At 70.1% G+C, this 26,684-nt stretch carries 18 protein-coding genes and 2 pseudogenes; 3 read left to right on the top strand and 17 right to left on the bottom strand.

The genetic code is table 11. The features are described from left to right. Positions 1 to 16: 16 nt before the first annotated feature. The 4 genes from ACN28I_RS01940 to ACN28I_RS01925 form a co-directional block, all read right to left on the bottom strand. A complete protein-coding gene (locus tag ACN28I_RS01940) occupies positions 17 to 2,986 on the bottom strand; it encodes a carboxypeptidase regulatory-like domain-containing protein (RefSeq protein WP_420940466.1) in 2,970 nt (989 codons plus the stop codon). 104 nt (positions 2,987 to 3,090) lie between these two features. Beyond that, positions 3,091 to 4,353: a Stp1/IreP family PP2C-type Ser/Thr phosphatase gene (locus ACN28I_RS01935; RefSeq protein ID WP_420948550.1), complete on the bottom strand. Its 1,263-nt coding sequence runs from the start codon at positions 4,351 to 4,353 to the stop codon at positions 3,091 to 3,093. 79 nt (positions 4,354 to 4,432) lie between these two features. After that, a complete protein-coding gene (locus tag ACN28I_RS01930) occupies positions 4,433 to 4,957 on the bottom strand; it encodes an FHA domain-containing protein (RefSeq protein ID WP_420940465.1) in 525 nt (174 codons plus the stop codon). 47 nt (positions 4,958 to 5,004) lie between these two features. Then, a complete protein-coding gene (locus ACN28I_RS01925) occupies positions 5,005 to 5,610 on the bottom strand; it encodes a hypothetical protein (protein WP_420940464.1) in 606 nt (201 codons plus the stop codon). Between the two features lie 120 nt (positions 5,611 to 5,730). Between ACN28I_RS01925 and ACN28I_RS01920 the strand changes: the two genes are divergently transcribed. Together ACN28I_RS01920 and cysC (ACN28I_RS01915) are read left to right on the top strand one after the other, a co-directional pair. Beyond that, complete coding sequence (locus ACN28I_RS01920; protein ID WP_420940463.1) at positions 5,731 to 5,943, top strand: hypothetical protein; 213 nt, start codon at positions 5,731 to 5,733, stop codon at positions 5,941 to 5,943. A 42-nt stretch (positions 5,944 to 5,985) separates the two neighbouring features. Next, complete coding sequence (gene cysC, locus ACN28I_RS01915; protein WP_420940462.1) at positions 5,986 to 6,579, top strand: adenylyl-sulfate kinase; 594 nt, start codon at positions 5,986 to 5,988, stop codon at positions 6,577 to 6,579. A 12-nt stretch (positions 6,580 to 6,591) separates the two neighbouring features. Here the strand turns inward: cysC (ACN28I_RS01915) and ACN28I_RS01910 are convergent, their stop codons facing one another. After that, positions 6,592 to 7,269, bottom strand: a complete 678-nt coding sequence (locus tag ACN28I_RS01910; protein WP_420940461.1) for a sulfotransferase family protein — start codon at positions 7,267 to 7,269, stop codon at positions 6,592 to 6,594. Positions 7,270 to 7,335: 66 nt separating this feature from the next. On the opposite strand from ACN28I_RS01910, the gene cysQ reads away from it, so the two are divergent. Beyond that, complete coding sequence (gene cysQ, locus ACN28I_RS01905) at positions 7,336 to 8,145, top strand: 3'(2'),5'-bisphosphate nucleotidase CysQ (RefSeq protein ID WP_420940460.1); 810 nt, start codon at positions 7,336 to 7,338, stop codon at positions 8,143 to 8,145. A gap of 69 nt (positions 8,146 to 8,214) precedes the next feature. Here the strand turns inward: cysQ and ACN28I_RS01900 are convergent, their stop codons facing one another. The 12 genes and pseudogenes from ACN28I_RS01900 to ACN28I_RS01845 all read right to left on the bottom strand — a co-directional run bounded on the left by ACN28I_RS01900 (position 8,215) and on the right by ACN28I_RS01845 (position 26,662). After that, entirely contained in the window at positions 8,215 to 8,748 is a 534-nt protein-coding gene (locus ACN28I_RS01900) for a hypothetical protein (RefSeq protein WP_420940459.1), read from the bottom strand. Positions 8,749 to 9,052: 304 nt separating this feature from the next. Next, a pseudogene (locus tag ACN28I_RS01895) lies at positions 9,053 to 18,697 on the bottom strand (amino acid adenylation domain-containing protein); the annotation flags it as partial. Between the two features lie 193 nt (positions 18,698 to 18,890). Further along, complete coding sequence (gene cysC / locus ACN28I_RS01890) at positions 18,891 to 19,454, bottom strand: adenylyl-sulfate kinase (protein ID WP_420948549.1); 564 nt, start codon at positions 19,452 to 19,454, stop codon at positions 18,891 to 18,893. A 17-nt stretch (positions 19,455 to 19,471) separates the two neighbouring features. Beyond that, positions 19,472 to 20,059 (bottom strand): elongation factor 1-alpha C-terminal domain-related protein, encoded by a 588-nt coding sequence (locus ACN28I_RS01885; RefSeq protein ID WP_420940458.1) that lies wholly within the window; start codon positions 20,057 to 20,059, stop codon positions 19,472 to 19,474. Continuing rightward, positions 19,965 to 20,726, bottom strand: coding sequence for a GTP-binding protein (locus ACN28I_RS01880; protein WP_420940457.1), 762 nt, complete (start codon positions 20,724 to 20,726; stop codon positions 19,965 to 19,967). Before ACN28I_RS01880 ends, ACN28I_RS01885 begins: the two co-directional genes overlap by 95 nt. Continuing rightward, positions 20,726 to 21,631: a sulfate adenylyltransferase subunit CysD gene (cysD, locus tag ACN28I_RS01875; protein ID WP_420940456.1), complete on the bottom strand. Its 906-nt coding sequence runs from the start codon at positions 21,629 to 21,631 to the stop codon at positions 20,726 to 20,728. Before cysD ends, ACN28I_RS01880 begins: the two co-directional genes overlap by 1 nt. After that, on the bottom strand, positions 21,628 to 21,891 hold the full coding sequence (locus ACN28I_RS01870; protein ID WP_420940455.1) for a phosphopantetheine-binding protein: 264 nt from the start codon (positions 21,889 to 21,891) through the stop codon (positions 21,628 to 21,630). Before ACN28I_RS01870 ends, cysD begins: the two co-directional genes overlap by 4 nt. 8 nt (positions 21,892 to 21,899) lie before the next feature. Beyond that, a complete protein-coding gene (locus ACN28I_RS01865) occupies positions 21,900 to 22,871 on the bottom strand; it encodes a class I SAM-dependent methyltransferase (RefSeq protein ID WP_420940454.1) in 972 nt (323 codons plus the stop codon). Positions 22,872 to 22,893: 22 nt separating this feature from the next. Continuing rightward, complete coding sequence (locus ACN28I_RS01860; RefSeq protein ID WP_420940453.1) at positions 22,894 to 24,132, bottom strand: HlyD family secretion protein; 1,239 nt, start codon at positions 24,130 to 24,132, stop codon at positions 22,894 to 22,896. 6 nt (positions 24,133 to 24,138) lie between these two features. Continuing rightward, positions 24,139 to 24,375: a hypothetical protein gene (locus ACN28I_RS01855; protein WP_420940452.1), complete on the bottom strand. Its 237-nt coding sequence runs from the start codon at positions 24,373 to 24,375 to the stop codon at positions 24,139 to 24,141. Positions 24,376 to 24,496: 121 nt separating this feature from the next. Beyond that, positions 24,497 to 25,678, bottom strand: a pseudogene (locus tag ACN28I_RS01850) (DHA2 family efflux MFS transporter permease subunit); the annotation flags it as partial. Positions 25,679 to 25,765: 87 nt separating this feature from the next. Beyond that, positions 25,766 to 26,662 carry an alpha/beta fold hydrolase gene (locus ACN28I_RS01845; protein WP_420948548.1) on the bottom strand — a complete coding sequence of 299 codons (897 nt, stop codon included), beginning with the start codon at positions 26,660 to 26,662 and terminating at the stop codon, positions 25,766 to 25,768. Positions 26,663 to 26,684: the final 22 nt, after the last annotated feature.

Below are 26,684 nucleotides of genomic sequence, written 5' to 3'. Positions count from 1 at the left end.
GAGGGGGCTGCTTCGCTCACGGGTTGAGGATGATGTCTCCCGAGGCGGGCAACTGCACCGTGCGCACCACCGGGCCCGCGTCCATCTCCGTGTGGAAGTTCGTCCACACCAGTGTGTACCTCCCCGGAGGGAAGCCCTGCAGCGTCACCCGCTCGCCCCTCGGCTGGTAGAGGAGTTGTCCGTAACCCACCCGCATCAGCGCCGTCGGCGGGCTGCTCACGTGCACGTCCCCGGCGACCACCCACAGCGCGTTGCCCCGCTCGGGCTTGAGCTGCACCGTCACCGCCGCTGAACCCGGCGACGGCCCGATGTCCAACCGCTTCTCCCCTCCCTCCACCTGCACCAGCAGCGCCGGCTCGCCGGAGAACTCGCGCGCCGAGCCCAACGCGAAGCGGTAATGGCCCGGGGCCACGTCCACGCTGTACTTCCCGTCCGGCCCCGTGACGATGCTCACCGGCTCTCCCCGGTCCGCGTGCACTCCCTCCAACTGGAAGCCCGCCGCCGGCCTGCCGTCCACCCCGTACACCGTCCCGTACAGCTTCGTGGCCGGCTTCAACACCAGCTCCACCGGCTGCTGCCCCTCGCGCGACGCCTGCGCCGAGGCGCTCAGCCGCCCCTTGCGCGCCGACACGGTGAACCTCCCCACGAAGGGCGGGCTCGGCAGCGTGAAGCGTCCGTCCGGCCCCGTCAGCACCGAGTCCTCGCACGCATCACACCCCACCACCGCGTCCGCCACCGGTCCCCCACCCTCTTCCCGCACCAGCCCCGTCACCGACGGCGCCCGCTCCAGCACCAGATCGCCCAGCTCGCTCGGCTGCGCCGGCTTGTCCACCATCAACGGCTCGAAGCCCGGCGCCTCCACCGACACGATGACGCGATCTCCCGCCGTCTGCAGCGACACCTCGAAACGCCCGTCCGAGCTCGTCACGTCGTGCTCGTCCAGCCGGAAGCGCCGCACCGGCTCACCGTTGGCGGCCACCACCCGGCCGCTGAACACCGTGCGCTCCTCCATCACCAGCCGCACCGGCTCGCCCCCGGCCTGCCCCTGCACGCGCTCGCGCTGGTCATACTTCGAATGCCGTGCCTCCACGAGGAAGGGCCGCCCGGGCTTCAGTGCGCGCACCTCGAAACGTCCCCGCGCGTCCGTCACCGCCGGCTCGGCCATGCGCGGCAGCACCGACACCGAGGCCTCCGCCACCGGCGCGCCCCGCGTGTCCACCACCTCGCCGCGAATCACCGCCCCGGGCTCGAGCGTCACCGTCACCTGCTGCGTCTGCCCGTCCGCCACCACCACCTTCTGCCGCTCCGAGGGCAGGTAGTCCGGGTGCGTGGCCACCATCGAATACGTCCCCGAAGGCAGTCCGCGCATGGGCACCAGGCCTTCCGGCCCGGAGGAGGTGTCGCTGCGGAAGATGTTCTCGTTGTCCACCCACAGCACCACGTCCGCGCCTTCCAACCGGCGCCCCTCCCCCATCACCGTCACCTCCAGCGCCGCCCGGGGCTCCAGCTCCAGCTTCACCCCTTCGGCCGGAGCCGTCGCCTTCACCTGCCCGCCGCCCCACTCGGAGTGGTGCGCGTGCAGCTCGTACAGGCCCGGCGTGGGCACCGCCGCCGTGAAGTTCCCCTCCCCGTCCGCCGTCACCGCGTCGCCCGTGGGCTGCACCAGCACCGACACGTTGGGCGCCGGCCGGCCGTACTGATCCAACACCTGCCCGCTGATCATCGTCGCGCGGGCCAGCTCCAGCTCCAGCGACGTCTCGCCCTGCTTCACCCGCGCCGGAAGCTGCGCGTCCCGGTAGCCCTGGGCCTTGCCCTCCAGCACGTAGTCCCCCACGGCCAGCGGGCCGAACTGCACCAGCGCTCCCGTGGACGGCTTCTGCGACTGGATGGGCTTGCCCCGGGCCGTGCGCAGCACCAGCTCCGGCGAGGCCACCGGCTCCCCGGACTCGTCCACCACCGTGACGAGCAGCGTGCCCGCGTCCTCCAGCTCCAGCGTCACCTGCGTGAGGCTCTCGCTCAGCATGAGCGTGCGGGGAATCGCCCCCAGCTTCCCGGCCTCGGCCGTCACCACCAGCTCGTCCGGGTACAGGCCCTCGAAGCGCGCCACGCCGCCCTCGGCACGCGCCTCCCGCGCCAGGTGGTCCGCCTTCAGCCGGACCGTGGCCGTCACGGGCGCTCCCTGCCGGGTGACACGCACCTCCAGCGTCCGCGACGTCTCCAGCCTCAACCGCACCGGCTGCGGTCCCGCCTCCACCAGCGGCACCACCGCCGGGAGGAACCCCTCCGCGGTGGCCAGCACGTAGAAGGGACCCTCGCCCAGCCCGGACAGCGAGAAGGAGCCCTCCGGCCCCGCCACCGTCTCGGACGGCAGCGGCACCTTGCGCGACACCGCGTACACGCGCGCGCCCGGCAGCCCCCGCCCCGCCCCGTCCACCACCTGCCCGCCAATGCTCCGCAACGGGGGCAGGTACAGCGCCACCGGCTCGCCCGGGGCCGCGCGCTCGCGCATGGCCGCGCCAAAGCCCGGCGCCCGCGCCCACACGGAGAAGGACACCCCGGCCAGACGCTCGAAACGGAAACGGCCCTGCGCGTCCGTGCGCGCCGTGGCCTTCGGCTGGAGGAAACCCCGCGCCTGCTCGAAGAAGGCCAGCGCGTGCAGTCCACTCTCCCGGGCCGGACACGTCAGCAGCGCCAGCCCACACTCGTCACAGCGCACCGAGTCGAGCGTCTTCTGCGCGCTCGCGGACAGGAACACGTCCGCGCCCGCCACGGGCCTGCCCGCGGAATCCAACACCCGCCCCGTCAGCGTGAGGCCCTCCGCTTCTCCGGAGGACACCTCCACCGCTTCGAAGTCGGGCAACACCCGCGCCGCGGACGAATCCACGGCGGACACCGGCGGCGGCGGTGGCGTACCTCGAGGCCACAGCACCGCCACCGCCACGAAGACCAGGGCGGCTGCCGCCCCTATGACGAGCCATTTGCGCATGGGACGGCGCGGGACGTTACCCCCGCGACCGGCCTGCCAACCGATATTCTCGGCCGTTCATTCCGGCCGAGTCGCCCGTCCGACGTCTTCCACCCGCCCGGGGCCTACTCCTCGGCGAACGGCTGGATGGCCTGCGCCACCGCCAACTCCTGCCGCGCCTCGCTCAGCTCCGAGTTGGTGGCCCTCAAGCGATCCGAGAGCACCTGCACGAAGCTCCACAGCATCTTCACCGCCAGGATGGACTCGCGCTTCATGAGTCCCATCAGATCCGAGCGCGAGATGACCATGGTGCGCGTGGGCTCGACCGCCCGCACGGTGGCCGAGCGGGGGGCGTTGTCGATGAGCCCCATCTCTCCGAAGTGCCCTCCGGGCCGCAGCTCGGCGATCTCCACCCCGCTCTTCTCGATGACCACCCGGCCGCGGATGACCACGAAGAGCTCCTCGCCCGGCTGGCCCTCCACGACGATCTCCCTCCCGGCCGGGAAGGTGCGCGTGGTGGCGATGGACAGCACAGCCGTCTGCTCCTTGTAGGTGAGGTGGCGGAAGAGCGGAATCTTGCGCAGCGCCTCCATGCGGCTCTGCGCCTCGGAGGTCTCCGCCTCCATGGTGCCTTCGCCGGAGACCTTCACCACCACCACGGTGATGTTGTCCTTGCCACCGCGCTCGTTGGCCAGGTCCACGAAGCGCTTGGGCAGCTCCGGCGGCTGCGCGCCCTGCACGAACGGCAGCACCTCGTCGTCGTCCAGGTAGCCGTGCAGACCGTCCGAGCACAGCAGGAACAGATCGCCCGGGAACAGGTCCACGATCAGCGTGTCGACCTGGACGGACTCCTGGATGCCCACCGCGCGCGTAATGACGTTGCGGTACTGCGAGGTGGCGGCCTGCTCCTTGGTGATGGTGCCGGCCTTGAGCTGGGCGGCCACGAGGGTGTGATCCTCGGTGAGCCGGTGGCACTGGCCGTGACGCACCAGGTAGATGCGCGAGTCACCCACGTGCCCGATGACGCCCTTGTTGCCGCTCACGGCGAGGCACACGAAGGTGGTGCCCATGCCGCGCTTGGTGGGGTCCGCCAGGGCCATGCGGAAGATGTCCGCGCACGCGCGCTGGATGGCCACTTCCATCAGGGCCTGGGCCGCGTTGCGCGCGTCCTGGCTCGTGTTGGTGCTCAGGTCCTTGAGCAGGTGCCGGTTGGACACCATGTGCTGGCGCACCACCTCGGTGGCACGGTTGCTGGCCACCTCGCCCGCCGCATGGCCTCCCATGCCGTCGGCCACGATGAACAGGCCGAGCGGGGCGTCCACGAGCATCGCATCTTCATTGTGTTGCCGCTTCCGGCCCACATCCGTCAGGCCGAAGGCCTCTGTCATCAATGGCACCGCGAACGCTCCCTGTACCCTCGAAAGGGGTGAATCACACGTTATGAGGCCCGTGGAAGGGCTGACAAGCTCACGGGCCCACCCGCCGCGAGAGCACCTTCGTGAAACCGCTCGCCAGATAGAAGGTGACTTCCACCTGGCCAAAGCGCAGGCGGACGCCGTCCGTGATCGGAGACGGTCTCCGGGGGGTCAACCGCACCCCGCCCACGTACGAGCCATTCTTCGAGCCCGCGTCCGTGAGGATGAAGCGGCCGTCCGTCTCGCGCTGGAACCAGGCGTGGAAGCGCGACACCGTGCCATCATCCAGCACCACGTCGTTGTTCCCCGTCCGCCCCACGGTGATGCCCCGGCCGAACGCGTTCTCCTGGTTCTTCACCACGGGGAAGACGATGGGCTCGCCGACTCCCAGCATCGGCGTGGACACGTTGGTGAGCGTCTTGAAGTGGTGGTGCGTCTCGTCGTCCTCATCTCCCTCCGGCGCGCTCACCTGCGACGGCGCGGGCGAGAACACGAGCACCGCCGCTGGCAGCGTCCGCTCGTAGTCCGCCCGCTCTCGCTGGAAGCGGCCGATGTGAAGGCTGAGAAGCTCGACCATTTCGCCACACACTTCACCCCACCCGGGGGGTCGGGGTCCAGAGGCGCCTAGCGCCAGTCCGCATACAATCCCAGTTGCAGTCCACCCACGTACGGCCGCGCCAGACTCGACCGCCTGTAGTTGTAGGGATCACCATATCCCACTGACACGCCAAGGGAAACGGAGCTGAAGCGGTAGCCAATCCGCGCGCGGCCATCCAGCAAGCCCACCCAGTAGGACTCCTCCGCCTTGGCGCCATTGCGGAAGCGGGCGTGGAACCAGGCGGGCCCGGTGCCGATCTGGAAGCCCCACTCCAGGCCGGGCCCCCGCCGGCTGGTGTACCCCACGGCGAGAATCAGCGAGTAGAGCTGCAGGGACCTCATGGGGACGTTCTCGTCCTCCACGACGGTGTCCGGCTTGAGCAGCGCGAAGGAGGCCAGGGGCTCGATGAGCACGCCGAGGGTGTCCGAGCGGCTCTGGAAGAACACCAGTTGCCACTGCAGGCGGGCCTGGGGAACGACGGCCCCGTCTCGGATGGAGGTGCCCAGGAAGGCACCCCGGGGCAACCAGGGGGAGACGGGCGACGCGGCCGGGGCGGGCCGGCCCGTCTGGGCCAGTGCGGCCGAGGCCACACACAGAGTGAACAGGACGCAGGGGAGGAAGCGACGGTTCATGACGCTTCCTTACCTCGCTTCCGGGCAGGTCGTGTCAAGCGCTTGTCAACGCCGGTTTACGTTGGCTATAGCACGTTACCCCCACCCTGTACGGGAGGGTTCCAAGGAGTCGTCTCCCACATGCCCAGTGCGTCAACGCGTACAGGCAACACGAAGAAGAATCTCGCGCGGACCGAGACCCTGGTCCGCAAGGCGGCAGCCGCCGCCACGGGCCTGTTGAACCGGAGTGAGCGCGTGCTGGTCGTCTACGACGAGGGAGGGGCCACCCTCTATTACGAGTCGGACGACGCGGAGGATGGAATAGGCCGCCGCAAGCTGCCTCGAGCCTCCTGAAGCCTCGACATCCGGGGATGTCCTGAATCATGCTGCGCGGCCGTGAGCCAGCCAGCGTCAGCAGCAGCATGTCCGGCCGAAGCCGGCGCGGAACAACCTCGGGGGTTCATCCTCTGGTTCACCGGCATGTCCGGTGCGGGCAAGAGCACCCTGTCGCTGGCGGTCCGCCGCCAACTGGAGGGGGCGCACTCCGTCGAGGTGCTGGACGGGGATGAGGTGCGGACGTTCCTGTCGCGGGGGCTCGGCTTCACCCGGCCGGATCGCGAGGAGAACATCCGGCGCATCGGCTACGTGGCGCGGGTGCTCGCCCGGCACCGCGTGGCCGTCATCTCCGCGGCCATCTCCCCCTACCGCGACTCGCGCGACGAGGTGCGGCGGCTGGCCACGGATGCGGGCACCCCCTTCATCGAGGTGTACGCGAAGGCCAGCCTGGAGGCGCTCGTCCACCGGGACGTGAAAGGGCTCTACAAGAAGGCGCTGGCGGGGGAGATCCCCCACTTCACCGGCGTCTCGGACCCGTACGAGCCGCCCGAGTCCCCCGAGGTCACCGTCTACACCGACTCGGAGACGGTGGAGCAGAGCGTGGAGCGCATCCTCGCGGCGCTGCGCCAGCGGGGACTCATCGCGCAACGCTGAGGCCCCCGCCTCTCAGGACGGCTGGGACTTGTGCCAGGGGAGGAACGCGGACTTCATCCGCTCGCGGATCATCCGCTGGAAGTCGGCGGTGTCGTTGAGCCGGGGGAAGGGCTTGTCCTGGGGGACCTCCAGGCCGAGGAACCGGCACAGGGGCTCCCACCCCTCCTTCACCTCGTAGACGAGCAGCCGGTCCGCGGGGACGTGCTTCTTCACGTCCTCGATGTGCCGGTTGTAGACCTCGATGGCGAACGGCTTGTCCTCGAACCGGCCCTTGAACGTGCCGTTCCAGATGATGCCGTTGACCATGCGGGACATCCGCCGCGCGGGAGGCACGACATGCCGGATGACGTTGAAGGGGAACGCGCGCAGGCTCCCGTAGATGGTGTTGTACGCACTCTCGTACCACTTCTCCGGATCGCGCACGCTGAGCAGCACCTTCGCGTCGGGGAAGGCCTGCATCAACTCCTTGTAGAAGGTGCACGCGGGCCAATCCACCGTCGCCTCATAGCCCTGGAACAGCCGCTTCCAGTCGACGGGCCTGCCCTCGGCCGCATCGGTCCAGAGGCCCACGTGTGACGGATTCTGGATGACTTCCGTCATGTGGTAGCAGGGTTTGAGTCCGAGCTCCTCGAGTGCGGCCTGGAGCGACTTCGTGCCCGTGCGTCCGAATCCCGCGCCAATCAGTCTCATGGCCTTCCCATAAACCACTTCCACGCCTGGGAGGAAACGGGGATCCTCCCGAGGAGAGGAACGTTCATGACGCAGACAGATGAAGCGCTGGTGTCGGCCGTGTGCGAGCTGGCGCGCGAGGCGGGGCGGGCCGCGCTCCAGTTCCACGGAGGCAACGTCACCGTCGAGCGCAAGGGAGATGACTCCCCGCTGACGGCCGCGGACAAGGCCTCGCACACCCTCATCGTCGAGGCCCTGCGGCGGCTGACGCCCGGCATCCCGGTGCTCTCCGAGGAGTCGAGCGAACTGGACGTGGCCGAGCGGCGCGAGTGGAGCACCTTCTGGCTGGTGGATCCGCTCGACGGCACCAAGGAGTTCATCAAGGGCACGGGCGAGTTCACGGTGAACATCGCCCTCGTCTCCGGCACGGAGCCCGTGATGGGCGTGGTGCACGTGCCCGTGACGGGCGTGACGTACTGGGGCCGCAAGGGAGCGGGTGCGTTCATGGCCCGGGCCGGGCAGGCGCCGGTGGCCATCCGCACGCGGCCGGCGAACCTGGAGCGGCTGGTCATCGTGGCGAGCAAGGACCACGCGGGCCCACAGGTGGAGGCGCTGCTGAAGCGGCTCACCACGGCGAGCACCGCGAACATGGGCAGCTCGCTCAAGTTCTGCCTCGTGGCCGAGGGGAAGGCGGACTTCTACCCGCGGCTGCAGCCCACCTCCGAGTGGGACACCGGAGCGGCCCAGTGCGTCCTGGAGGCCGCGGGCGGCGCGGTGACGGACATGGCGGGCCGGCCGCTGGTCTACAACAAGGAGCAGATCCTCAACCCGTCCTTCCTGGCCTTTGGAGATCCCCGCCAGGACTGGCTCGCGCTGCTGGAGGGCCGCGGCGCGTAGCCTCAGCCCTCCAGGGCCTCCACGCCGCGCGGGCGCAGGAGCCACACGCCCACCGAGAAGAGGCGGGCCTCAGGCGGCATGGGCCCTCTCCAGGCACGCCCGGATCCGCGCCGCCAGACCGTCCACATGCGGCGGGCGCATCATGCTGTCGTGATCTCCCGGGACGACCTCGACCCGCACCACCGGGCACCGGCCCATCCAGGCCCGCTCCAGCTGCTCCGGCCTCCCCGGCTGGAGCTCGGCGGCCCGGAAGAAGTCCAGCGCTCCCCTCTCCCAGCGCGGGGCCGTGTACCGGTGCAGGGCCTCCACATGGTTCTTCCACACCCGGAAGAACCGCAGGCCCCGCTCGACGTCCGGGAAGGGGGGTTCAACGCCCCTCCGGGCCGCCTCGTCGAGCACCATCTGGAGCTGGACCTCGGCCGGCAGCCCGCGCAGCGCCGCGGCCGGGAGGTCCACCCAGGAGGCCATCAGGCCCGCCAGGAGCGCGGCGTCGTCCTCGGGCGGTGGAGAGAGGAGCCCCGGGCCGGGTGAGTCGAGCAGCGCACACAGCGGCACCGCATGCCCCTCGGCGGACAGGCGGCGGCCCATCTCGTACGCGAGCACCCCTCCGAAGGACGCCCCGACGAGCAGGTACGGTCCCGAGGGCTGCACGGCACGAAGGAGCCTCGACGTAGTGCGCGGCCATCTCCTCGATGGTGGTGAGCTCCGGCCCTCCCGCCTCCAAGCCCGGCGAGTCGAACCCGTAGGCGGGCCGGCCGGGAGCGATGAGCCGCGCCAGCTCCCGGTAGAAGAGCGTCCGTCCCCCCATCGCGTGCGGGAAGAAGAGCGCCGGCCCGGGCGAGCCCTCCTGGAGCCGCACGAGGCAGCCCGTCCGCTCCGGCCCCGCCGTCTCGGCGAGCCGCGCGGCGAGCGTGCGCACCGTGGAGAAGTGGAACAGCTCCACCATGGGCAACGTGCGGCCCACCAGGGCCTCCACCTTCATGTGCACCGTCTGCAGCAGCAGCGAGGTGCCTCCCAGGTCGAAGAAGTTGTCGTTCGCGCCCACCCCCTCCAGCCGGAGCACCTCGGCCCAGATGGCCGCGAGCGACTGCTCCAGTCCGCTCTCGGGGGCGGTATAGGAGCCCCCGGCCACCGCCCGCTGCGAGTCCGGCGAGGGCAGCGCCTCGCGGTCCACCTTGCCGTTGGGCGTGAGCGGCAGGGCTTCCAGGAACACGAAGGCGGAAGGCACCATGTGCTCGGGCAGCGTCTGCTTCAGCCAGGTACGCAGTTCGTCGGGCTGCAACCCGGGGCCCGTGGCACCCTCACCCCGGGGGGCTTTGCCCCCCCTTTGAACGACGGGGGGCTCCTCTCCCGGAGGGCGAGGGGAAATGGGCGCAGTGGAAGAAGCCGGGACCACGTAGGCCACCAGCCACTTGCCGCTGGGGCCGTCGTCCCGTGCCATGACGACGCCCGCGCTCACTGCCGGGTGCCTGGCCAGGGCTGCTTCGATTTCCCCCAGCTCGATGCGGAACCCGCGCACCTTCACCTGCCCGTCCCGCCGGCCCAGGAACTCGATCCTCCCGTCCGGCAGGTACTTCACCAGGTCTCCCGTCCGGTACAGCTTCGCTCCCGGCTCCGTGCTGAACGGATGGGCGACGAACTTCTCCGCCGTCAGCTCCGGCCGGTTCAGGTACCCGAGCGCCAGCCCGTCTCCGCCCGTGTACAGCTCTCCCGGGACACCCACCGGCACCGGCTGCATCCGCTCGTCCAGCACGTACACCTCCGTGTTCGACATGGGCCTGCCGATGGGCACCGACAGCGCCCCCTCCGGTACCTCCTTCACCTCCTCCCACGTCGTGACCGTCGTGTTCTCGGTGGGGCCGTACATGTTCAGGAGCTTCGGGGTTCCGCCCTGGCGCAGCACCTCGCGCAGCCGCACCGGGTCCGCCGCCTCGCCTCCGAACATCACGTACCGCATCGTCTGGAAGGCATCCGGACACTCGGCCGCCACCTGGTGGAAGAGCGACGTGGTGAAGACCATCGCGCTCATCCGCTGCTCGCGCAGGAACGCGGCCAGCGCCTTCGGAGACAGCGCCACTTCCCGGGGCACCCCCACCAGGGTCGCGCCATTGAGCAGTGCGGCCCACAGCTCGAGGTTCGACGAGTCGAAGGAGGTATTGGCCATCTGGGTGAAGCGATCCTCCGGCGACACCTGGTAGAAGTCGGTCTCGCGCACCAGCCGGACGATGCCGCGGTGCGGGATGCACACGCCCTTGGGCTTGCCCGTCGAGCCCGACGTGTACATGACGTACGCCAGCGACTTCGGCCCCACCGGCGCTCCGAGGTTCTCCCCGCTCTCGTGCGCGAACTCCGCCCACGACAGCTCCAGGACGAAGGCTCTCCCCGCGGGCAGCTCCTCGGCCAGCTCCGGCTGGGCCAGCACCACCGGCACGCCCGAGTCCTCCACCATGAGCGCCAGCCGCTCCTGCGGGTACGAGGGATCCAACGGGACGTAGGCTGCCCCCGCCTTCAGGATGCCGAGCATCGCCGCCATCAGCTCCAGCGAGCGGCCGGCACACAGGCCCACCAGGGTTCCCACGCCCACGCCCAGCCGCTGCAGGGCCCGAGCCACCTGGTTGGCCCGCACGTTCAGCTCCCCATACGTGAGCTGTTGGCCCTCGTACTCCACCGCGATGGCCTCGGGCTGGCGCGCCGCGTGCTCCTCGAACAGGCCGTGGACACTGGCGTGGCGGGGGTACTCCGTCCGCGTCTGGTTCCACTCCACCAGGATGCGCCGCCGCTCCTCCTCCTCCAGCAAGGGCAGCTCACCGATGCGGCGTCCGGGGTCCGCCACCACTCCTTCCAGCAACGTCCGCAGATGCCCGAGCATCCGGGCGATGGTGGAGGCCTCGAACAGGTCGGTGCTGTACTCGGCGATGCCCTCCAGACCCGCCCCGGTCTCCTTCAACGACAACGTCAACTCGTGCTTCGACACCTGGCCCCTCAGCGCGAGCGGCCGGGACGCGATCCCCGGCAGCGCCAGGTCCGGCGACGCGGCGTTCTGCAGGGAGAACGACACCTGGAACAGCGGCGCACGGCTGGTGTCGCGCACGGGATTCAACGCCTCCACCAGCTTCTCGAACGGCACCTCCTCGTGGGCATAGGCCCCCAGCGCCACCTCTCGCACCTGACGCAGCAGTTGCCGGAAGGACTCCTCTCCCCTCACCTTCGCCCGCAGCACCAGCACGTTGACGAAGAAGCCGATCAGCCCTTCCAGCTCGGCATGGCCGCGGCCCGCCATGGGCGAGCCCACGCTGATGTCGTCCTGTCCCGAGTAGCGGTGCAGCAGCGCCTGGAAGCCCGCCAGCAACGTCATGAAGAGCGTCACGCCCTCCTTCTGGCTGAGCTTGCGCAACCCCTCGGCCAGCTCCAGGGGCAGGTGCAGGTAATGGACCGCGCCGCGGTAGCTCTGCACCGGAGGCCTGGGCCGATCCGTTGGCAACTCCAGGGCCGGTGACGCACCTCGCAACTGCTCGCACCACCAGGCGAGCTTGGACTCCAGCACCTCGCCCCGCAGCCACGCCTGCTGCCACGCCGCGTAATCCGCGTACTGGATGGGCAACGCTTCCAGCGCGGGCGCCCTGTCCGCCAGGAAGGCCTCGTACAGGGCCGTCAGCTCCCGGGCGAGCACCCCCATGGACCACCCATCCGACACGATGTGGTGCATCGCCAGCACCAGCACGTGCTCCGCCTCGCCCGTCCGCAACAGCGTCACCCGCAGGAGCGGCCCCGCCTTCAGGTCGAAGGGCCGCAGGACCGCCTCGTCCGCCAGCCGCCGCGCCTCTTCCTCCCGCCGCCCCTCGGGAAGCTCGCGCAGGTCCACCACCGGCAGCGCGAACTCCACGGGCGCGGAGATGATCTGCACCACGCCCTGCCCGCCCTGCCGGAACGTCGTCCTCAGGGCCTCGTGCCGATGGATCAGCGCCTGGAAGCCGCGCTCCAGCGCGGCCACGTGAAGCGCCCCCTCCAGACGCAGCACCAGGGGGAGGTTGTAGAGCGCGCTCTGCGGATTGAACTGCTCCAGGAACCACAGGCGCTGCTGCGGGAAGGACAGCGGCAGCTCGCCCTCCCGTGACACGGGCACCAGGGGAGGAGGCCGGAGCTCCTGCTTGCCCTCAGACCTCGCCCCGAGCCGCCACGCCAGCTCCACCACCGTGGGGGCCTCGAAGAGCACCCGCACCGGCAGCTCCACCTTCAGCACCTCGCGCAGGCGCGACGTCACCTGCACCGCCAGCAGCGAGTGCCCGCCCAGCTCGAAGAAGTTGTCGTGCACCCCCACGCGCCGCAGGCCCAGCAGCGGCGCCCAGATGCCCGCCACCACCTCTTCCAGCGCCGTCCGGGGAGCGACGTACCGCGTGCCCACGGTCTCCAGCTCCGGCGCGGGCAGCGCCTTGCGATCCACCTTTCCACTGGGCGTCAGCGGGAAGGACTCCAGGCACATGAAGGCCGAGGGCACCATGTACTCGGGCAGCCTCTGCTTCAGCCAGGCGCGGAGCGCCTCGGGGTTCAACCCGGGGGCCGCGGCACCCTCACCCCGGGGGGCTTTGCCCCCCCTTTGAACGACGGGGGGCTCCTCTCCCGGAGGGCGAGGGGTAATGGGCGCAGTGGGCACCACGTACGCCACCAGCCGCTTGCCCCCTGGCACGTCCTCCCGGACCACCACCACCGCTTCCTTCACCTCCGCGTGGCCCACCAGTGCCGCTTCCACCTCTCCCAATTCGATGCGGAAGCCGCGGAGCTTTACCTGCGAGTCGGAGCGGCCCAGGAACTCCAGCTCTCCCGCGGACAACCACCGGCCCAGGTCTCCCGTCCGGTACATCCGGGCGCCCGGCTCCCCGCCGAAGGGATCCGGGATGAAGCGCTCGGCCGTCAGCTCCGGCCGCTCCAGGTAGCCTCGCGCGACGCCCGGGCCCCCCACGTACAACTCCCCCGTCACGCCCGCCGGCACGGGCCGCAGCCACCTGTCCAGCACGTACACCCGCACGTTGGGCAACGGCCGCCCGAGCGTCGGCCTCGACGCGTCCACGTCCGGGTTGGAGGTGGCGCTGACCGTCACCTCCGTCGGGCCGTACTCGATGATGAAGCGCCTTCCCGGCCGCCACTTCGCCACCACCTCCGGCGTGCACACCTCCCCGCCGGTGAGGACGGTCTCGAGCGCCGGGTACTCCCCCACCTCGTGCTGCGCCAGCACCGAGGGAGTCATCCCCCACAGCGTCGCCCGGTGCTTCTTGAGCAGCGTGTCCAGCGGCTCTCCCGGCAGGAGCGACTCCCGCGGCGCCACCGCCACGCACCCGCCCACCACCAGCGTGGGGAAGATGTCGGCCACCGAGGCGTCGAAACCGATCGGCACGCACTGCAGCACCCGGCTGCCCGGGTGCAGCCCGCGCGTCTCCACCGTGGCCAGCACCGTGTTGCACAGGCCCCGGTGTGTCAGCAGCGTCGCCTTGGGCTTGCCCGTGCTGCCCGAGGTGAAGACGACGTAGGCCAGGTTGACCACCCCCACGTCCGGCGCCGGATTGTCCTCCGGCTGGAGGGCCAGCACCCCGGCCTCCGCGTCCAGCAGCACCCGCCGCTCGCCCCGCGAGGGCAACCCGTCCGCCAGGGCTCGCGAGGTCACCAGCACCGGCATGCGGACCTCTTCCATCATGAAGGCCAGGCGCTCCGGGGGGTAGGAGGGATCCAACGCCACATAGGCGCCTCCGGCCTTGAGCACGCCGAGCAGGCCCACCACCATCTCCAGGGAGCGCTCCAGGCACACGCCCACCGGAGCCTCCGGCCCCACGCCCAGGCTCCGCAAGTGGTGGGCGAGCTGGTTGGCCCGCTGGTTCAGCTCCCGGTACGTGAGCTGACTGTCCCCGAAGGCCACCGCCACCGCGTCCGGCGTGCGCGCCGCCGTCGCCTCGATGAGGTGGTGGGCACACGTGTCCGGGGGGTAGCCGGTCCGGCGGCCGTTCCACTCCACCAGCACCTGGGCCCGCTCGGCCTCGCCCATCAGGGGCAGCTCGCGGACGCGCTGTCCGGCGTCCGCCACCACGCCCTCCAGCAGCGTCCTCAGGTGCCCGGCCATCCGGGCGATGGTGGAGGCCTCGAACAGCGCCGTGTTGTACTCGAGGCCGCCCTCGAGCCCCGCCCCGGTCTCCGTCAGCGCCAGCATCAGATCGTTCTTGGCCGTCTGGCTGTGGAGCTCCACCGGCCGCGAAACCACCCCCGGCAGCGCCAGCTCCGGCGCGCCGTGCTGCAGGGCGAAGGCCACCTGGAAGAGCGGCGCGTAACTCGTGTCGCGGGACGGCTTCAGCTCGTCCACCAACGTCTCGAAGGGCACGTCCTGGTGCTCGTACGCCCCCAGCGCCGTCTCCCTCACCCGCCCCAGCAACACGCGGAAGGGCTCCTCTCCCCTCACCCGCGCCCGCATCACCAGCATGTTGATGAAGAAGCCGATCAGCCCCTCCACCCCCGCCTGGCCACGGCCCGCGATGGGCGAGCCCACGCTGACGTCCTCCTGTCCCGAGTAGCGGTGCAGCAGCGCCTGCCAACCCGCCAGCAGCGTCATGAAGAGCGTCACCCCCTCGCGCTGGCTCAGCTTGCGCAGCCCCTCGGTCAGCGCCAGGGGCAGATGGAGCCGGTGCAACGCGCCCCGGTAGGACTGCACCGGCGGCCGCGGCTTGTCCGTGGGCAGCTCCAACGCGGGCGGTGCGCCTCCCAGCTGCTCGCGCCACCAGGCGAGCTGCGCTTCCAGCACCTCGCCCTTCAACCACTCCCGCTGCCACCGCGCGTAGTCCGCGTATTGAACAGGCAGCCCGGCCAGCGGGGACTCCCGGCCCTCCAGGAAGGCCTCGTACAGCGCCTTCAACTCCCGGACGAGCACCTCCAGCGACCAGCCATCCGACACGATGTGGTGCACCACCAGCACCAGCACGTGCCGCGCCTCCGCGAGCCTTAGCAGCGTCACCCGCAGGAGGGGCCCCGCCGCCAGCGCGAACGGCCGCCGCACCTCCTCACCGGCCAGCCGCAGCGCCTCCGCCTCGCGCGTGCCTTCGGGCAGCCCGCCCAGCTCCACCACCCCCAGCGGTGGCTCCACCGGGGCGGAGATGGCCTGGTAGGGCCCCTGCTCGCCCTGCGGGAATGTCGTCCGCAGCGACTCGTGGCGCTGGAGGAGCGCGCGGAAGCTCCGCTCCAGCACCCCCGTGTCGAGCGCCCCCTCCAACCTGAGCGCCAGGAAGACGTTGTAGAGCGGGCTGTCCGGCTCCAGCTGGTCCAGGAACCACAGCCGCTGCTGTGCGAAGGACAGCGGCGGCGCTCCCTCCCTGGGCGTGGGGAGCAGCGGTGGAGGCCGGAAGGCCCGCCTCCCCTCCGCCGGCTCCTCGAGCCGCCGCGCGAGCTCCTCCACCGTGGGCGCCTCGAAGAGCACCCGCACCGGCAGCTCCACCTTCAGCACCTCGCGCAGGCGCGACACCACCTGCGTGGCCAGCAGCGAGTGCCCGCCCAGCTCGAAGAAGTGGTCGTGCACCCCCACGCGCGCCAGCCCCAGCAGCGGCGCCCAGAGGTCCGCCACCACCTGCTCCATCCGGGTCCGGGGCGCCACGTACGCCTCGCCCTCCGTCCCCTCGGCCTCCGGCGCGGGCAGCGCCTTGCGGTCCACCTTGCCGTTGGGGGTGAGCGGCAGCGCCTCCATCCGCACGAAGGCCGAAGGTACCATGTGCTCGGGCAGGCTCTGCTTGAGCCAGGTCCGCAGCTCCCCGGGCTTCGGTGGGGAAGTGGGGGAAGTGGGCACCACATAGGCCACCAGCGTCTTGCCACCGGGGCCAGCGTCCCTCGCCACGACGACGGCCTCGCCCACTGCCGGGTGCTTCGCCAGGACCGCTTCAATCTCCCCCAACTCGATGCGGAAGCCGCGCACCTTCACCTGCTCGTCCCGGCGGCCCAGGAACTCGATGTTCCCGTCCGGCAGGTACCGGGCCAGGTCTCCCGTCTTGTAGAGCTTCGCCCCGGGCTCCGGGTGGAACGGGTGCGCGACGAACCTCCCGGCCGTCAGCTCCGGCTGGTTCAGGTACCCGAGCGCCAGGCCGTCTCCGCCCACGTACAGCTCTCCCGCCACCCCCACCGGCACCGGCTGCATCCGCGCGTCCAGCACGTAGGCTTCCGAGTTCGTCAGCGGTCCGCCAATGGGCACCGACACCGCGCCCTCCGGCACCTGCCTCACCTCGTAGGCCGTCGAGAACGTCGTGTTCTCCGTGGGCCCATAGACATGCACCAGGTGCTTGGGCGCCCCCCGCTCCAGGACCCTCCTCGGCGGCTTCGCGTCCGCCGCCTCGCCTCCGAACAGCACGTACTTCACCGTCCGGAAGGCGTCCGGGCACTCGGCCACCGTCTGGTTGAACAGCGCCGTGGTCAGGAACGTCGCGCTGATCCGCTGCTCCCGCATGAACACGGACAGCGCCCTGGGAGACAGCATCACCTCCCGGGCAACACCCACGACACACCCGCCGTTGAGCAGCGCGCCCCACAGCTCGAAGGTGGACCCGTCGAACGAGGTGTTGCTCACCTGCGCGATGCGCTCTTCCTGCGTCAGCCGGACATACCCGGTGCCGCACACCAGCCGGACGATGGCCCGGTGCGTAATGCACACGCCCTTGGGACGGCCCGTCGAGCCTGACGTGTACATGACGTACGCCATCGCCTCCGGCCTGCTCCGTCCGCGCAGGTTCTCCGCGCGCTCGCTCGCGAAGGCTTCCCACCGGGGCTCCAGCGGCACCACCCTGGCGCTCATGGGTGGCAGCTTCGACACCAGCTCCGGCTGCGCCAGCACCACGGGCAGCGCCGTGTCCTCCACCATGAAGGCCAGGCGCTCCCGAGGGTACGACGCGTCGAGCGGCACATAGGCCCCGCCCGCCTTCAGGATGCCGAGCATCGCCGCCACCAGCTCCAGCGAGCGGCTGGCACACAGCCCCACCCGCGTCCCCTCGCCCACGCCCAGCCGCCGCAGGTGTCTGGCGAGCTGGTTGGCCCGGCGGTTCAACTCCGCGTACGTGAGCCGCTCGCCCTCGTACTCCACCGCCGGGGCCTCGGGCCGGGCCGCCGCCTGCGCCTCGAACAGCTCCTCGAGGCACGCCTCCCTCGGGTACTCCGTGCGTGTCTGGTTCCACGCCACCAGCACCTGGCGCCGCTCCGCTTCCGACAGCAGTGGCAGCTCCGCCAGTGCCAGCTCCGGGTGCGCGAGGGCCCCCTCCAGCAGCCGCGCATAGTGCGCCGCCATCCGCGCCACCGTCGCCTCGTCGAACAGCTCGCTGTTGTACTCCCACAGCCCCACCCACCCCTTCTCCGTCTCCCGCACGAAGAGGGTGAGATCGAACTTGGCCACGCCGGGCTCGAAGACGAGCTCCTCCACGGCCACGCCGGGCAGCTCCAATGCGGCGAAGGGCGCGGCGCCCTGGAGCACGAACGAGGCCTGGAACAGCGGCGTCCGGCTCAGGTCCCGCCCCGGCTGCAGGGCATCCACCAACCGCTCGAAGGGCACGTCCTGACGGGCATAGGCGCCCAGACACGCCTCCCGCACCCGCTTCAGCAACTCTCGGAAGCTCACCTCTCCCGGGGCCTCCACCCGCAGCGCCAGCGTGTTGGCGAAGAAGCCCATCAGCCCCTCCACCTCGCGCCGGTTGCGCCCGGAGATGGGCGTCCCCACGACCACTTCCCTCTGTCCGCTGTAGCGCGCCAGCAGGGCCTGGAAGCCCGCCAGCAGCGTCATGAAGGGCGTGACCCCCTCCCGGCGGCTCACCTCCCGCACCGCTCCGGAAAGCGCCGGGGGCAGCTCCCCCCTCAACACCGCCCCGCGCGAGGACTGCACCGCGGGCCTGGGCCTGTCCGTGGGCAACTCCAGCACCGGCGGCGCTCCGGTGAGCTGCTTCTTCCACCAGGAGAGCTGCGCCTCCAGCACCTCGCCCTGCAGCCACTCCCGCTGCCACACCGCGTAGTCCACGTACTGCACCGGCAGTGCCGGCAAGTTCGGCGTCTCTCCCCGGCGGTACGCCCGGTACAGCTCCGTCAGCTCGCGCTCCATCAACCCCAGCGACCAGCCATCGCAGACGATGTGGTGCAGCGACAGCACCAGCACGTGCTCCTCGGCCCCCAGGCGCAGCAACCCCGCCCGGAAGAGCGGCCCCTTCTCCAGGTCGAATGGGCGCCGGGCCTCCTCTTCCACCCGCCGCAGGGCCTCACTGGCGCGCTCGGCCTCGGGCAATGCCTCCAGGCTCTCCACGGGGAGCGCCAGCTCCGGCTCCGGCGCAATCCGCTGGACGGGCTGCCCGTTCTCCAGGGCGAACGTCGTCCGCAACGCCTCATGCCGCTGGACGAGCGCCACCAGACTCCGCTCCAGCGCGGCCACATCCAGCCGCCCCTTCAACCTCGCGGCGAGCGGAACGTTGTACGCGACCCCTCCCGGTGCGAGCTGCTCCAGGAACCACAGCCGCTGCTGCGCGAAGGACGTGGGCAACGCCCCATCTCTCGGGACCGGGAACATGGGGGGCAGACCACGGCCCTGCCGGCCCGCTGGCTTCGTCTCTTGTGCGCTCATGAAGATTCTCGTTTCCTGGAACGGGTCAGCCCTTCAGGGGGAGCTTCCGGACTCGCGTGAGGGCAACTGGTCCGATTGTTGGACCAGTTGGGACGGCGCGTGGCCGGAAGGCCCCCTGGACGAACCCGGTTCAAATGGCTCAGACGATGAGCCCTCGCGCCCGCAGCGTGGCGAGGATGCGGTCCACTCCCGCCTCCACCGTCTCCGAGTCGGTACGGACCGTCACCTCGGGCGACTCGGGTGGCTCATACGGGTCCGAGATGCCGGTGAAATGCGGAATCTCCCCGGCCAGGGCCTTCTTGTAGAGCCCCTTCACGTCCCGGTGGACGAGCGCGTCCAGGCTGGCCTGCGCATACACCTCGATGAAAGGGATTCCCGCTTCCGTGGCCAGCCGCCGCACCTCGTTGCGCGACTCGCGGTAGGGCGAGATGGCGGCGGAGATGACGGCCACCCGGTGTCTGGCCAACACCCGGGCCACGTAGCCGATGCGCCGGATGTTCTCCTCCCGGTCGGGCCGGGTGAAACCCAACCCTCGCGAGAGGAAGGTCCGGACCTCATCCCCGTCGAGCACCTCCACGGAGCGGGCAGGTTGCAATTGATTGCGGACGGCCGCGGAGAGGGTGCTCTTGCCCGCACCGGACATGCCGGTGAACCAGACAATGAAACCCCGCTGGGACGCTGCGTCTGAAGTTGGCTGACTCACGGAGGTGTACCCGATGTTCACGTCGCTGGACCGTTGATCATTCCGGCGGCCACGGTGGCATTCGTCCCCTCGTCGATGAGGATGAAGCTGCCGGTGTGGCGGTTGCGCCGGTACTCGTCGAAGAAGAGCGGCACGGTGGTGCGCAAGGACACCCGGCCGATCTCGTTCAGCGCGAGGGCCTTGCTCTGCTCGTCCCGGTGGAGCGTGTTCACGTCGATCCGGTACTGGATGTCCTTGACCAGGGTCCGGGCCGAGCGCGTGGTGTGCTTGATGGCCAGCTTCGCGCCGGGCCGCAGCGGCTGCTCCACCATCCAGCACACCATGGCATCGAGATCCTGCGCGACGGTGGGCGGATTGCCCGGCCGGCACAGCATGTCGCCCCGGCTGATGTCGAGCTCATCCGTCAGGGAGATGTTGACGGACATGGGAGGGAAGGCCTCCTCCACGGGTTTGCCCGCCAGCTCGATGGCGCGGATGCGCGAGGTGAAGCCCGAGGGCAGCACCACCACCTCATCCCCCGGCCGCAGCACGCCGCCCACCACCTGCCCGGAATAGGCGCGGTAGTCGTGGAGCTTCTTGGAGATGGGCCGGGACACGTACTGCACGGGGAAGCGCACCTGGATGAGGTTGCGGTCCGAGGCGATGTGCACATTCTCCAGGTGGTGCAGCAGCACGGGGCCCTGGTACCAGGGCATCATCTCCGAGCGCGTCACCACGTTGTCGCCGTTGAGCGCGGAGATGGGGATGAAGGTGAGATCCGTGAGCCTCCAGCTTCATGGAGAACTTGCGGAACTCGTCCTTGATGGACTCGAAGACGGTCTCGTCGTAGCCCACCAGGTCCATCTTGTTGATGCACAGCACCACATGGGGCACGCGCAGCAGCGAGGCGATGAAGGCATGGCGCCGCGTCTGTTCCAGCAATCCCTTGCGCGCGTCCACGAGGATGAGGGCGAGATCCGCGGTGGAGGCGCCCGTCACCATGTTGCGCGTGTATTGGAGGTGGCCGGGGGTGTCCGCGATGATGAACTTGCGCCGGGGCGTGGCGAAGTAGCGGTAGGCCACGTCGATGGTGATGCCCTGCTCGCGCTCGGCGCGCAGGCCGTCCATGAGAAGGGCGAGGTTGGTGTACTCGTCTCCGCGCGCCTTGCTGGTGCGCTCCACGGAGGTGAGCTGATCCTCGAAGATGGATTTCGTGTCGTAGAGCAGCCGGCCGATGAGGGTGCTCTTCCCATCATCCACCGAGCCAGCCGTGGCGAACCTGAGCAGCTCCATTAGAAATACCCCTCGCGCTTACGGTCTTCCATGGCCGTCTCGCTGAACTTGTCGTCGGCCCGGCTCGCTCCGCGTTCGGTCACGCGGGAAGCGGAGACCTCTTGAATCACCTGCTCCACCGTGGACGCCGTGGACTCGACGCAGGCGGTACACGTCATGTCGCCCACGGTGCGGAAGCGCACCTGGGCTGGGATGGCCCGCTCCCCCGGCAGCAGCGGCAGGTAGGGCGAGCACGCCATCAGCATGCCGTCGCGGCGGAACACCTCACGCCGGTGGCTGAAATAGATGGAGGGAAGCGGAATCCGCTCCTGCGAGATGTATTGCCAGATGTCCATCTCGGTCCAGTTGGACAGGGGGAAGACGCGGATGTGCTCCCCGCGGCGGTGGCGGCCGTTGTAGAGGCTCCACAGCTCGGGCCGCTGGTTCTTCGGGTCCCACTGGCCGAACTCGTCGCGGAAGGAGAAGACACGCTCCTTGGCGCGGGCCTTCTCCTCGTCCCGGCGGGCACCACCGAAGACGGCGTCGAACTGGTGCTTCTCGATTCCGTCGAGCAGCGGCGCCGTCTGCAGCCGGTTGCGCGAGGCGCGCGGGCCCTTCTCCTCCACCACCCGGCCCGAGTCGATGAACTCCTGCACGGAGGCCACCACGAGCCGCGCGCCCAGGGCGGCCACGCGCTCGTCGCGGTACGCGAGCACCTCGGGGAAGTTGTGCCCCGTGTCCACGTGCATCAGCGGGAAGGGCAACGGTGCGGGCGCGAAGGCCTTCTCCGCCAGCCACAGCATCACGGCGGAATCCTTGCCACCGGAGAACAGGAGGACGGGCCGTGAGAACTCGGCCACCACTTCCCGGATGATGAAGAGGGACTCGGCTTCGAGGGCCTGGAGATGGGACAGCTCGTAACTCATCTCCCCGCCTCCGCCTGCTCCTGGACCAACTGCTCACAGAGCGTGGCCACCTCCTCCAGGGTGTTGAACAGCTCTCCCATCATCGGGCGGATCCCCAGATCCTCCTCGATGCGGTTGGCGAGCATGGTCGCGAGCAGGGAGTTGCCACCGAGGGAGATGAAATGGTCTCCCGGCGCGATCTCCTGGAGGCCCAGCAATTCACTCCAGTAGCCGGCGAGTCTCTGTTGCATCTGCGTGCTGGGGGGATGAGGGGTGTTCATGAGGGGCCTCAGGGTTTCTCGGCGTACGCGACGACGTAGTCGTCGCAATTGAACAGGGCGAGGTGCTGGTACTGCTCGGGGTCCTGCTCCCAGACCTTGCGGACATCCGCGCGGATGCGCTCCGGGGTGACCGAGCCGGGTTGCCGGCTTGCCGCCGTCACGCCGCGCAGGGCCGTGAACGCGGCATTCACCGGCCCATAGACATCCGCCGCGATGGATTCGAGCCGGGCCTTCTGGAAGCCCACCGACGTCAGTTCCGTGGCATACCGCTGGGCCGTCCAGACATTCTCCTCGGGAAAGGCAATCAGGCCCCGAAAATAGCGATGGCGCAGGCGGCGGCGCAGCCCCAAGCCCGTTTCCCGATCGGTCTTCTGGCACATGTCCGCCATGACCAGACGTCCACCCGGACGGAGCACCCGGAACGCCTCGCTCAGGAACGCACGCCGCGTCTTGAAGTGCATGGCGGACTCGAGCGCGAAGACGACGTCGAACTCGCCCGGGCCGAAGGGAAGCGCGGTCGCGGAGCCCACGTCCAACTGGACCACCTGCTCGAGACCCGTGAGCCGTACGCGCTCCCGGCCAATCCGTACCTGATTGGGCGTGACGTTCAATCCGTGGATGCGCTTGGGGCGGTATTCCTCGGCCCAGAGAATGTCCTGATCCGCATAGCCAAAGCCGCAGTCCAACACCACATCGGCCTGGCCCAGGCGCGCGGTCTTCGCGAGCAGGTGTGCCATCTGCGCCTGGGCGGATTTGAACAGCTCGCCCACGCGCTCGAAGTTGTTCTCGTCGACGCGCTCCACGTCGCGCCAATAGCCCAGGTTGATCCACAAGGGCTCACGGCCCGTCTTGACCTGGATCTCCTGCGGCTTGGGAAGACCCGAGACCCATGCACCCGTGTCGATCGAATAGAACCGCTCGGGATCCGCCAGGATCGCCTTCTTGAGATTCTTCGCGAGACTCATGACGCCATTCAGCATGTCCAACCTCTTCTTTCGCTCATCAAAGACAGTCAAAGACGGTGACTTCCGCCGAGAGGCCGGCCTGCAAGGGCAACTCCTCAGGGGTGTCCATCCAGGCGATGCGCACGGGGACACGCTGCACCACCTTGACGAAGTTGCCCGAGGCATTGTCCGGCGGCAGCAGGGAGAAGCTCGCGCCCGTTCCGCCGGAGAGACTCTCCACCCGGCCCGCCAGCGTCCGGCCCGGGAAGGCATCCACCTTCACCTCCACCCGCTGGCCCGGGCGGATGCGCCCTACCTGCGTTTCCTTGAAGTTGGCGATGACGTACGTGCGCGGCGGAACGAGTCTCGCCACCGGCTGCCCGGCCGATAGGAATTGCCCCTCGCGGATGCTCAGCTTCGACACCTGGCCGTCCGCGGGAGCCACCACCCGGGTGTACTCGAGCTGGAGCCGGGCCTGCTCCAGCGCGGCCTCGGCGGCGGTCACCCGGGCCTGGGCGAGCTCCGCGCTGGCGCGCGCCACGGAGATCTTCTCGTCCACGGGAGCGCTCTGATCGAACTGGCCCTGGGCCTCGGCCACCCGGCCGAGGGCGACCTGCCGGGACTGCTCGGCCGCGGCGAGCTGCGCGCGGGCTCCGGCCAGCGACGCCTGCGCGGCCTCGTGGGAGGCCCGGGCGGTGTCGAGCTCCTGCTGGGAGGAGACGTCCGCCCCGCGCAGCCGCACCACGCGCTCGAGTTCCAGTGCCTGGTGCCAGGCCTCGGCCTCCGCGCGAGCCAGGGCCGCACGGGCCACCTCCACCTGGGCCTCGGCGTTGCTCACCGCCGCCGTGCTGGTGGACACCAGGGCGCGCGCGCTGGAGCGGCCTCCCCGGGCGCTCGCCTCCGCCACCGCCATCTGCGCCTCGGCCGCCCGAGCCTGCGCCCGCGCCGAGGCCAGCTCCGCCTCGGCCTGCTTGACGCGGACGGCGTACTCGCGCGGATCGAGCTCCAGCAGCACCTCGCCCTTCTTCACCCGGGCGTTGTCCTCCACGAGCACGCGCAGCACCGGACCCCCCACGCGCGTGTGGAGCGGCACCAGGTCCGCCTGCACCTGCGCGTTGTCCGTCGCCTCCTGCCCACGCGTGAGCAGCACGTAGCCGCCGAGGCCCGCGAACACCGCCACGGTGACCGCACCCAGGACGATGGCGCCCCGGCGGCCCCGCTGCTTCCGCTCGGCCTCCTCGGGGCCCGGGCCCGGAGCAGGCGCTTCCTTCTCCACCAATCGGGGGGTCGCACTCATCTCGCGTCAGACCTCCACATCCGCGTGAACCTCGTTCCGCGCCTCGCTCCGGGGCTTCTGGCCCGGCGAGACCCAGAGGAAGGCCAGCAACGGCAGCGCCAGCGCGAACAGCAGCGCGGAGAGCGTGAAGAGCCGGTTGAAGGCCAGCAGCATCGCCTGCTGTTGGAGGGTGCCCGACAGGAGGCGCAGACTCCCCTCGACGGCCTCGTAGCCTTCGACTCCGCCCGCCACGAGCCCGCCCATGGCCGAGGCGAGCCGCTCGGAGAAGCTCGGGGCGCTCGGCGAACACCTGGGCGGAGAGCCCCACCTGGGCCTGCGCGGTGTAGCGCGTCATCAGGGTGGCGAAGAGCGCCAGCCCCACCGAGCTGCCAATCTGCCGCATCAGCGCGTTGAGGCCGGCGGCGTCCGCCAACCGGGCGCGCTCCACCTTGTCGAACACCACGACGTTGAGCGGCACGAAGAGCAGGCTGGTGCCCAGCCCCTGCAACATGATGGACGCGACGATGTCGCCCGTGCCCGTGTCCAGGGAGACGCGCATCATCCGAAAGACGCCCAGGCCGACGAGGCCCAGCCCCAGCGCCATGAGCACCCGGGGGGAGACCCGGTTGTACAGGCGCCCGATGATGGGCATCACCGCGATCATCACCAGCGTGCGCGGCAGGAGCGCCAGGCCCGACTGCATGGCCGTGAAGCCGAGCAGCTCCTGCATGAAGAGGGGCAGCAGGAACAGGTTCGCGATGAGGATGAAGAACATCACCCCACCGAGCACGACGCCCGAGGAGAAGACCGGCTCCCGGAAGAGGCGCAGGTCCACCGCGGGCGCGGCGGCGGTGAGCTCACGCAGGACGAAGGCCGCCAGGGCGAAGCCGGCCAGCAGGGTGAAGAGGAGGATCTCCCGCGACTCGAACCAGTCCCGGTGCTGCCCCTCCTCCAGCACGAACTGGAGCGAGGCCAGGCCCACCCACATCAGCCCGATTCCAGCCCAGTCCATGTTGCGGCGCTGGAGCATCGCGGCGGCCTGGTTGGCGGCTCGCACGTCCTCGGGCTCCTCGACGAAGCGCCACACCAGCACGAAGCCGAGCACTCCGACGGGCAGGTTGATGAGGAAGATCCACGACCAATGGAAGTTATCGACGAGGTACCCGCCGAGCGTGGGGCCGATGGCGGGGCCCACGGAGACCACCACCGAGAAGATGCTCATGGCCATGCCCTGCTCCTCGGGAGGCCACGTCTGGCGGAGGATGGCCTGCTCGGTGGGCACGAGCATTCCGGCGCCCAGGCCTTGAAGCGTCCGGAAGACCACCAGTGAGGGCAGGCTCCAGGCCAGCCCACACAGCAACGAGCTGAGGATGAAGAGGCCCAGGAACGCCAGGTAGGTGCGTTTCTGGCCAAAGAGCCGCCCGAAGAAGCCGGAGAGCGGCAACACCAGCACGGTGGCGATGATGAAGCTGGTGCTCGCCCAGGTGATCTCCTGCACGGTGGCGCCGATCGAGCCGCGGATCTGCGACAGGGCCACGTTGACGATGGACGAATCGACGGTGGCCATCAGGGTGCCGCAGGACACCGCGACGGTGATGAGCCACTTGTTGACCGGCGCCCTGGGAGTGGAATCGGACATGGCCTCGGGGCTCCTTCAGGACGCGGCCCGGCGCGTCTCCAGACGCGCGAGGTGAGCGGCATGGGCCCGCTCCAGGCAGGTGCCAAGCCGCGCCGCGAGCTCCACCACCCGCGCGCCACGCAGGAGGGAGAAGTGGTCCCCCTCCAACGTATGGGCCTCCACCTCGCTGGCGGAGAACCGCGCTCCGCCCTGCTCGCGCAGGGAGGACTCGCTCGCCTCGAAGACGGTGATGCGCCCCTCGTAGGGGGGCGGCGAGTACGCCCATGCCGCCCGCAGGTTCTTCTCGAGCACCCGTTGCAGGGTGGCCTCCTCCAGGGCGAGCTCCTTGTAGAACAGCGCCCCCAGCCCCGAGGTCTCCCGCTGCTCGGGCGGCAACCGCGCCACGGCGGGAGCGAGGTCATAGCTGTCGATGAGTGCGAGCAACTCCACCTGCTCCCCGCGCTGCTGGAGCTGCCGGGCCATCTCGAGGGCGATGCTTCCCCCCATCGACCATCCGCCCAGGAGGTAGGGCCCCCGCGGCTGAACGGTGCGGAGGGCCTCGAGGTAGAGCGCCGCCATCTCCTGCACCGAGTCGCAGGGCTCGAGGTCTCCCTCGAGCCCCCGCGACTGCAACCCGTAGAAGGGCTGATCCGGCGCCAAGGCACGGCACAGCTCCACGTAGCCGAGGACGGTGCCGCCCACCGGGTGGACGCAGAAGAAGGGCCGCTTCTCTCCGCCCCGGTTGAGCTCCACCAGCGGAGACCACGGCCCGGCCTCCTCGCGCAGCAGGCCCGCCAGGTGCTCCACCGTCGCGTTCTGGAACAGCGCCGCCACCGGCAGGCTGCGCCCCGTGACCGCCCGGATGCGCGACAACAGCCGGATGACCAGCAGCGAGTTGCCTCCCAGCTCGAAGAAGTTGTCCTGGACGCCGATGGGATGGATGCCCAGCAGCTCC

This window comes from Archangium gephyra, from assembly GCF_049060025.1.
Taxonomy (GTDB): domain Bacteria; phylum Myxococcota; class Myxococcia; order Myxococcales; family Myxococcaceae; genus Archangium; species Archangium gephyra_A.
This window is presented reverse-complemented; position numbering and strand designations above follow the sequence as displayed.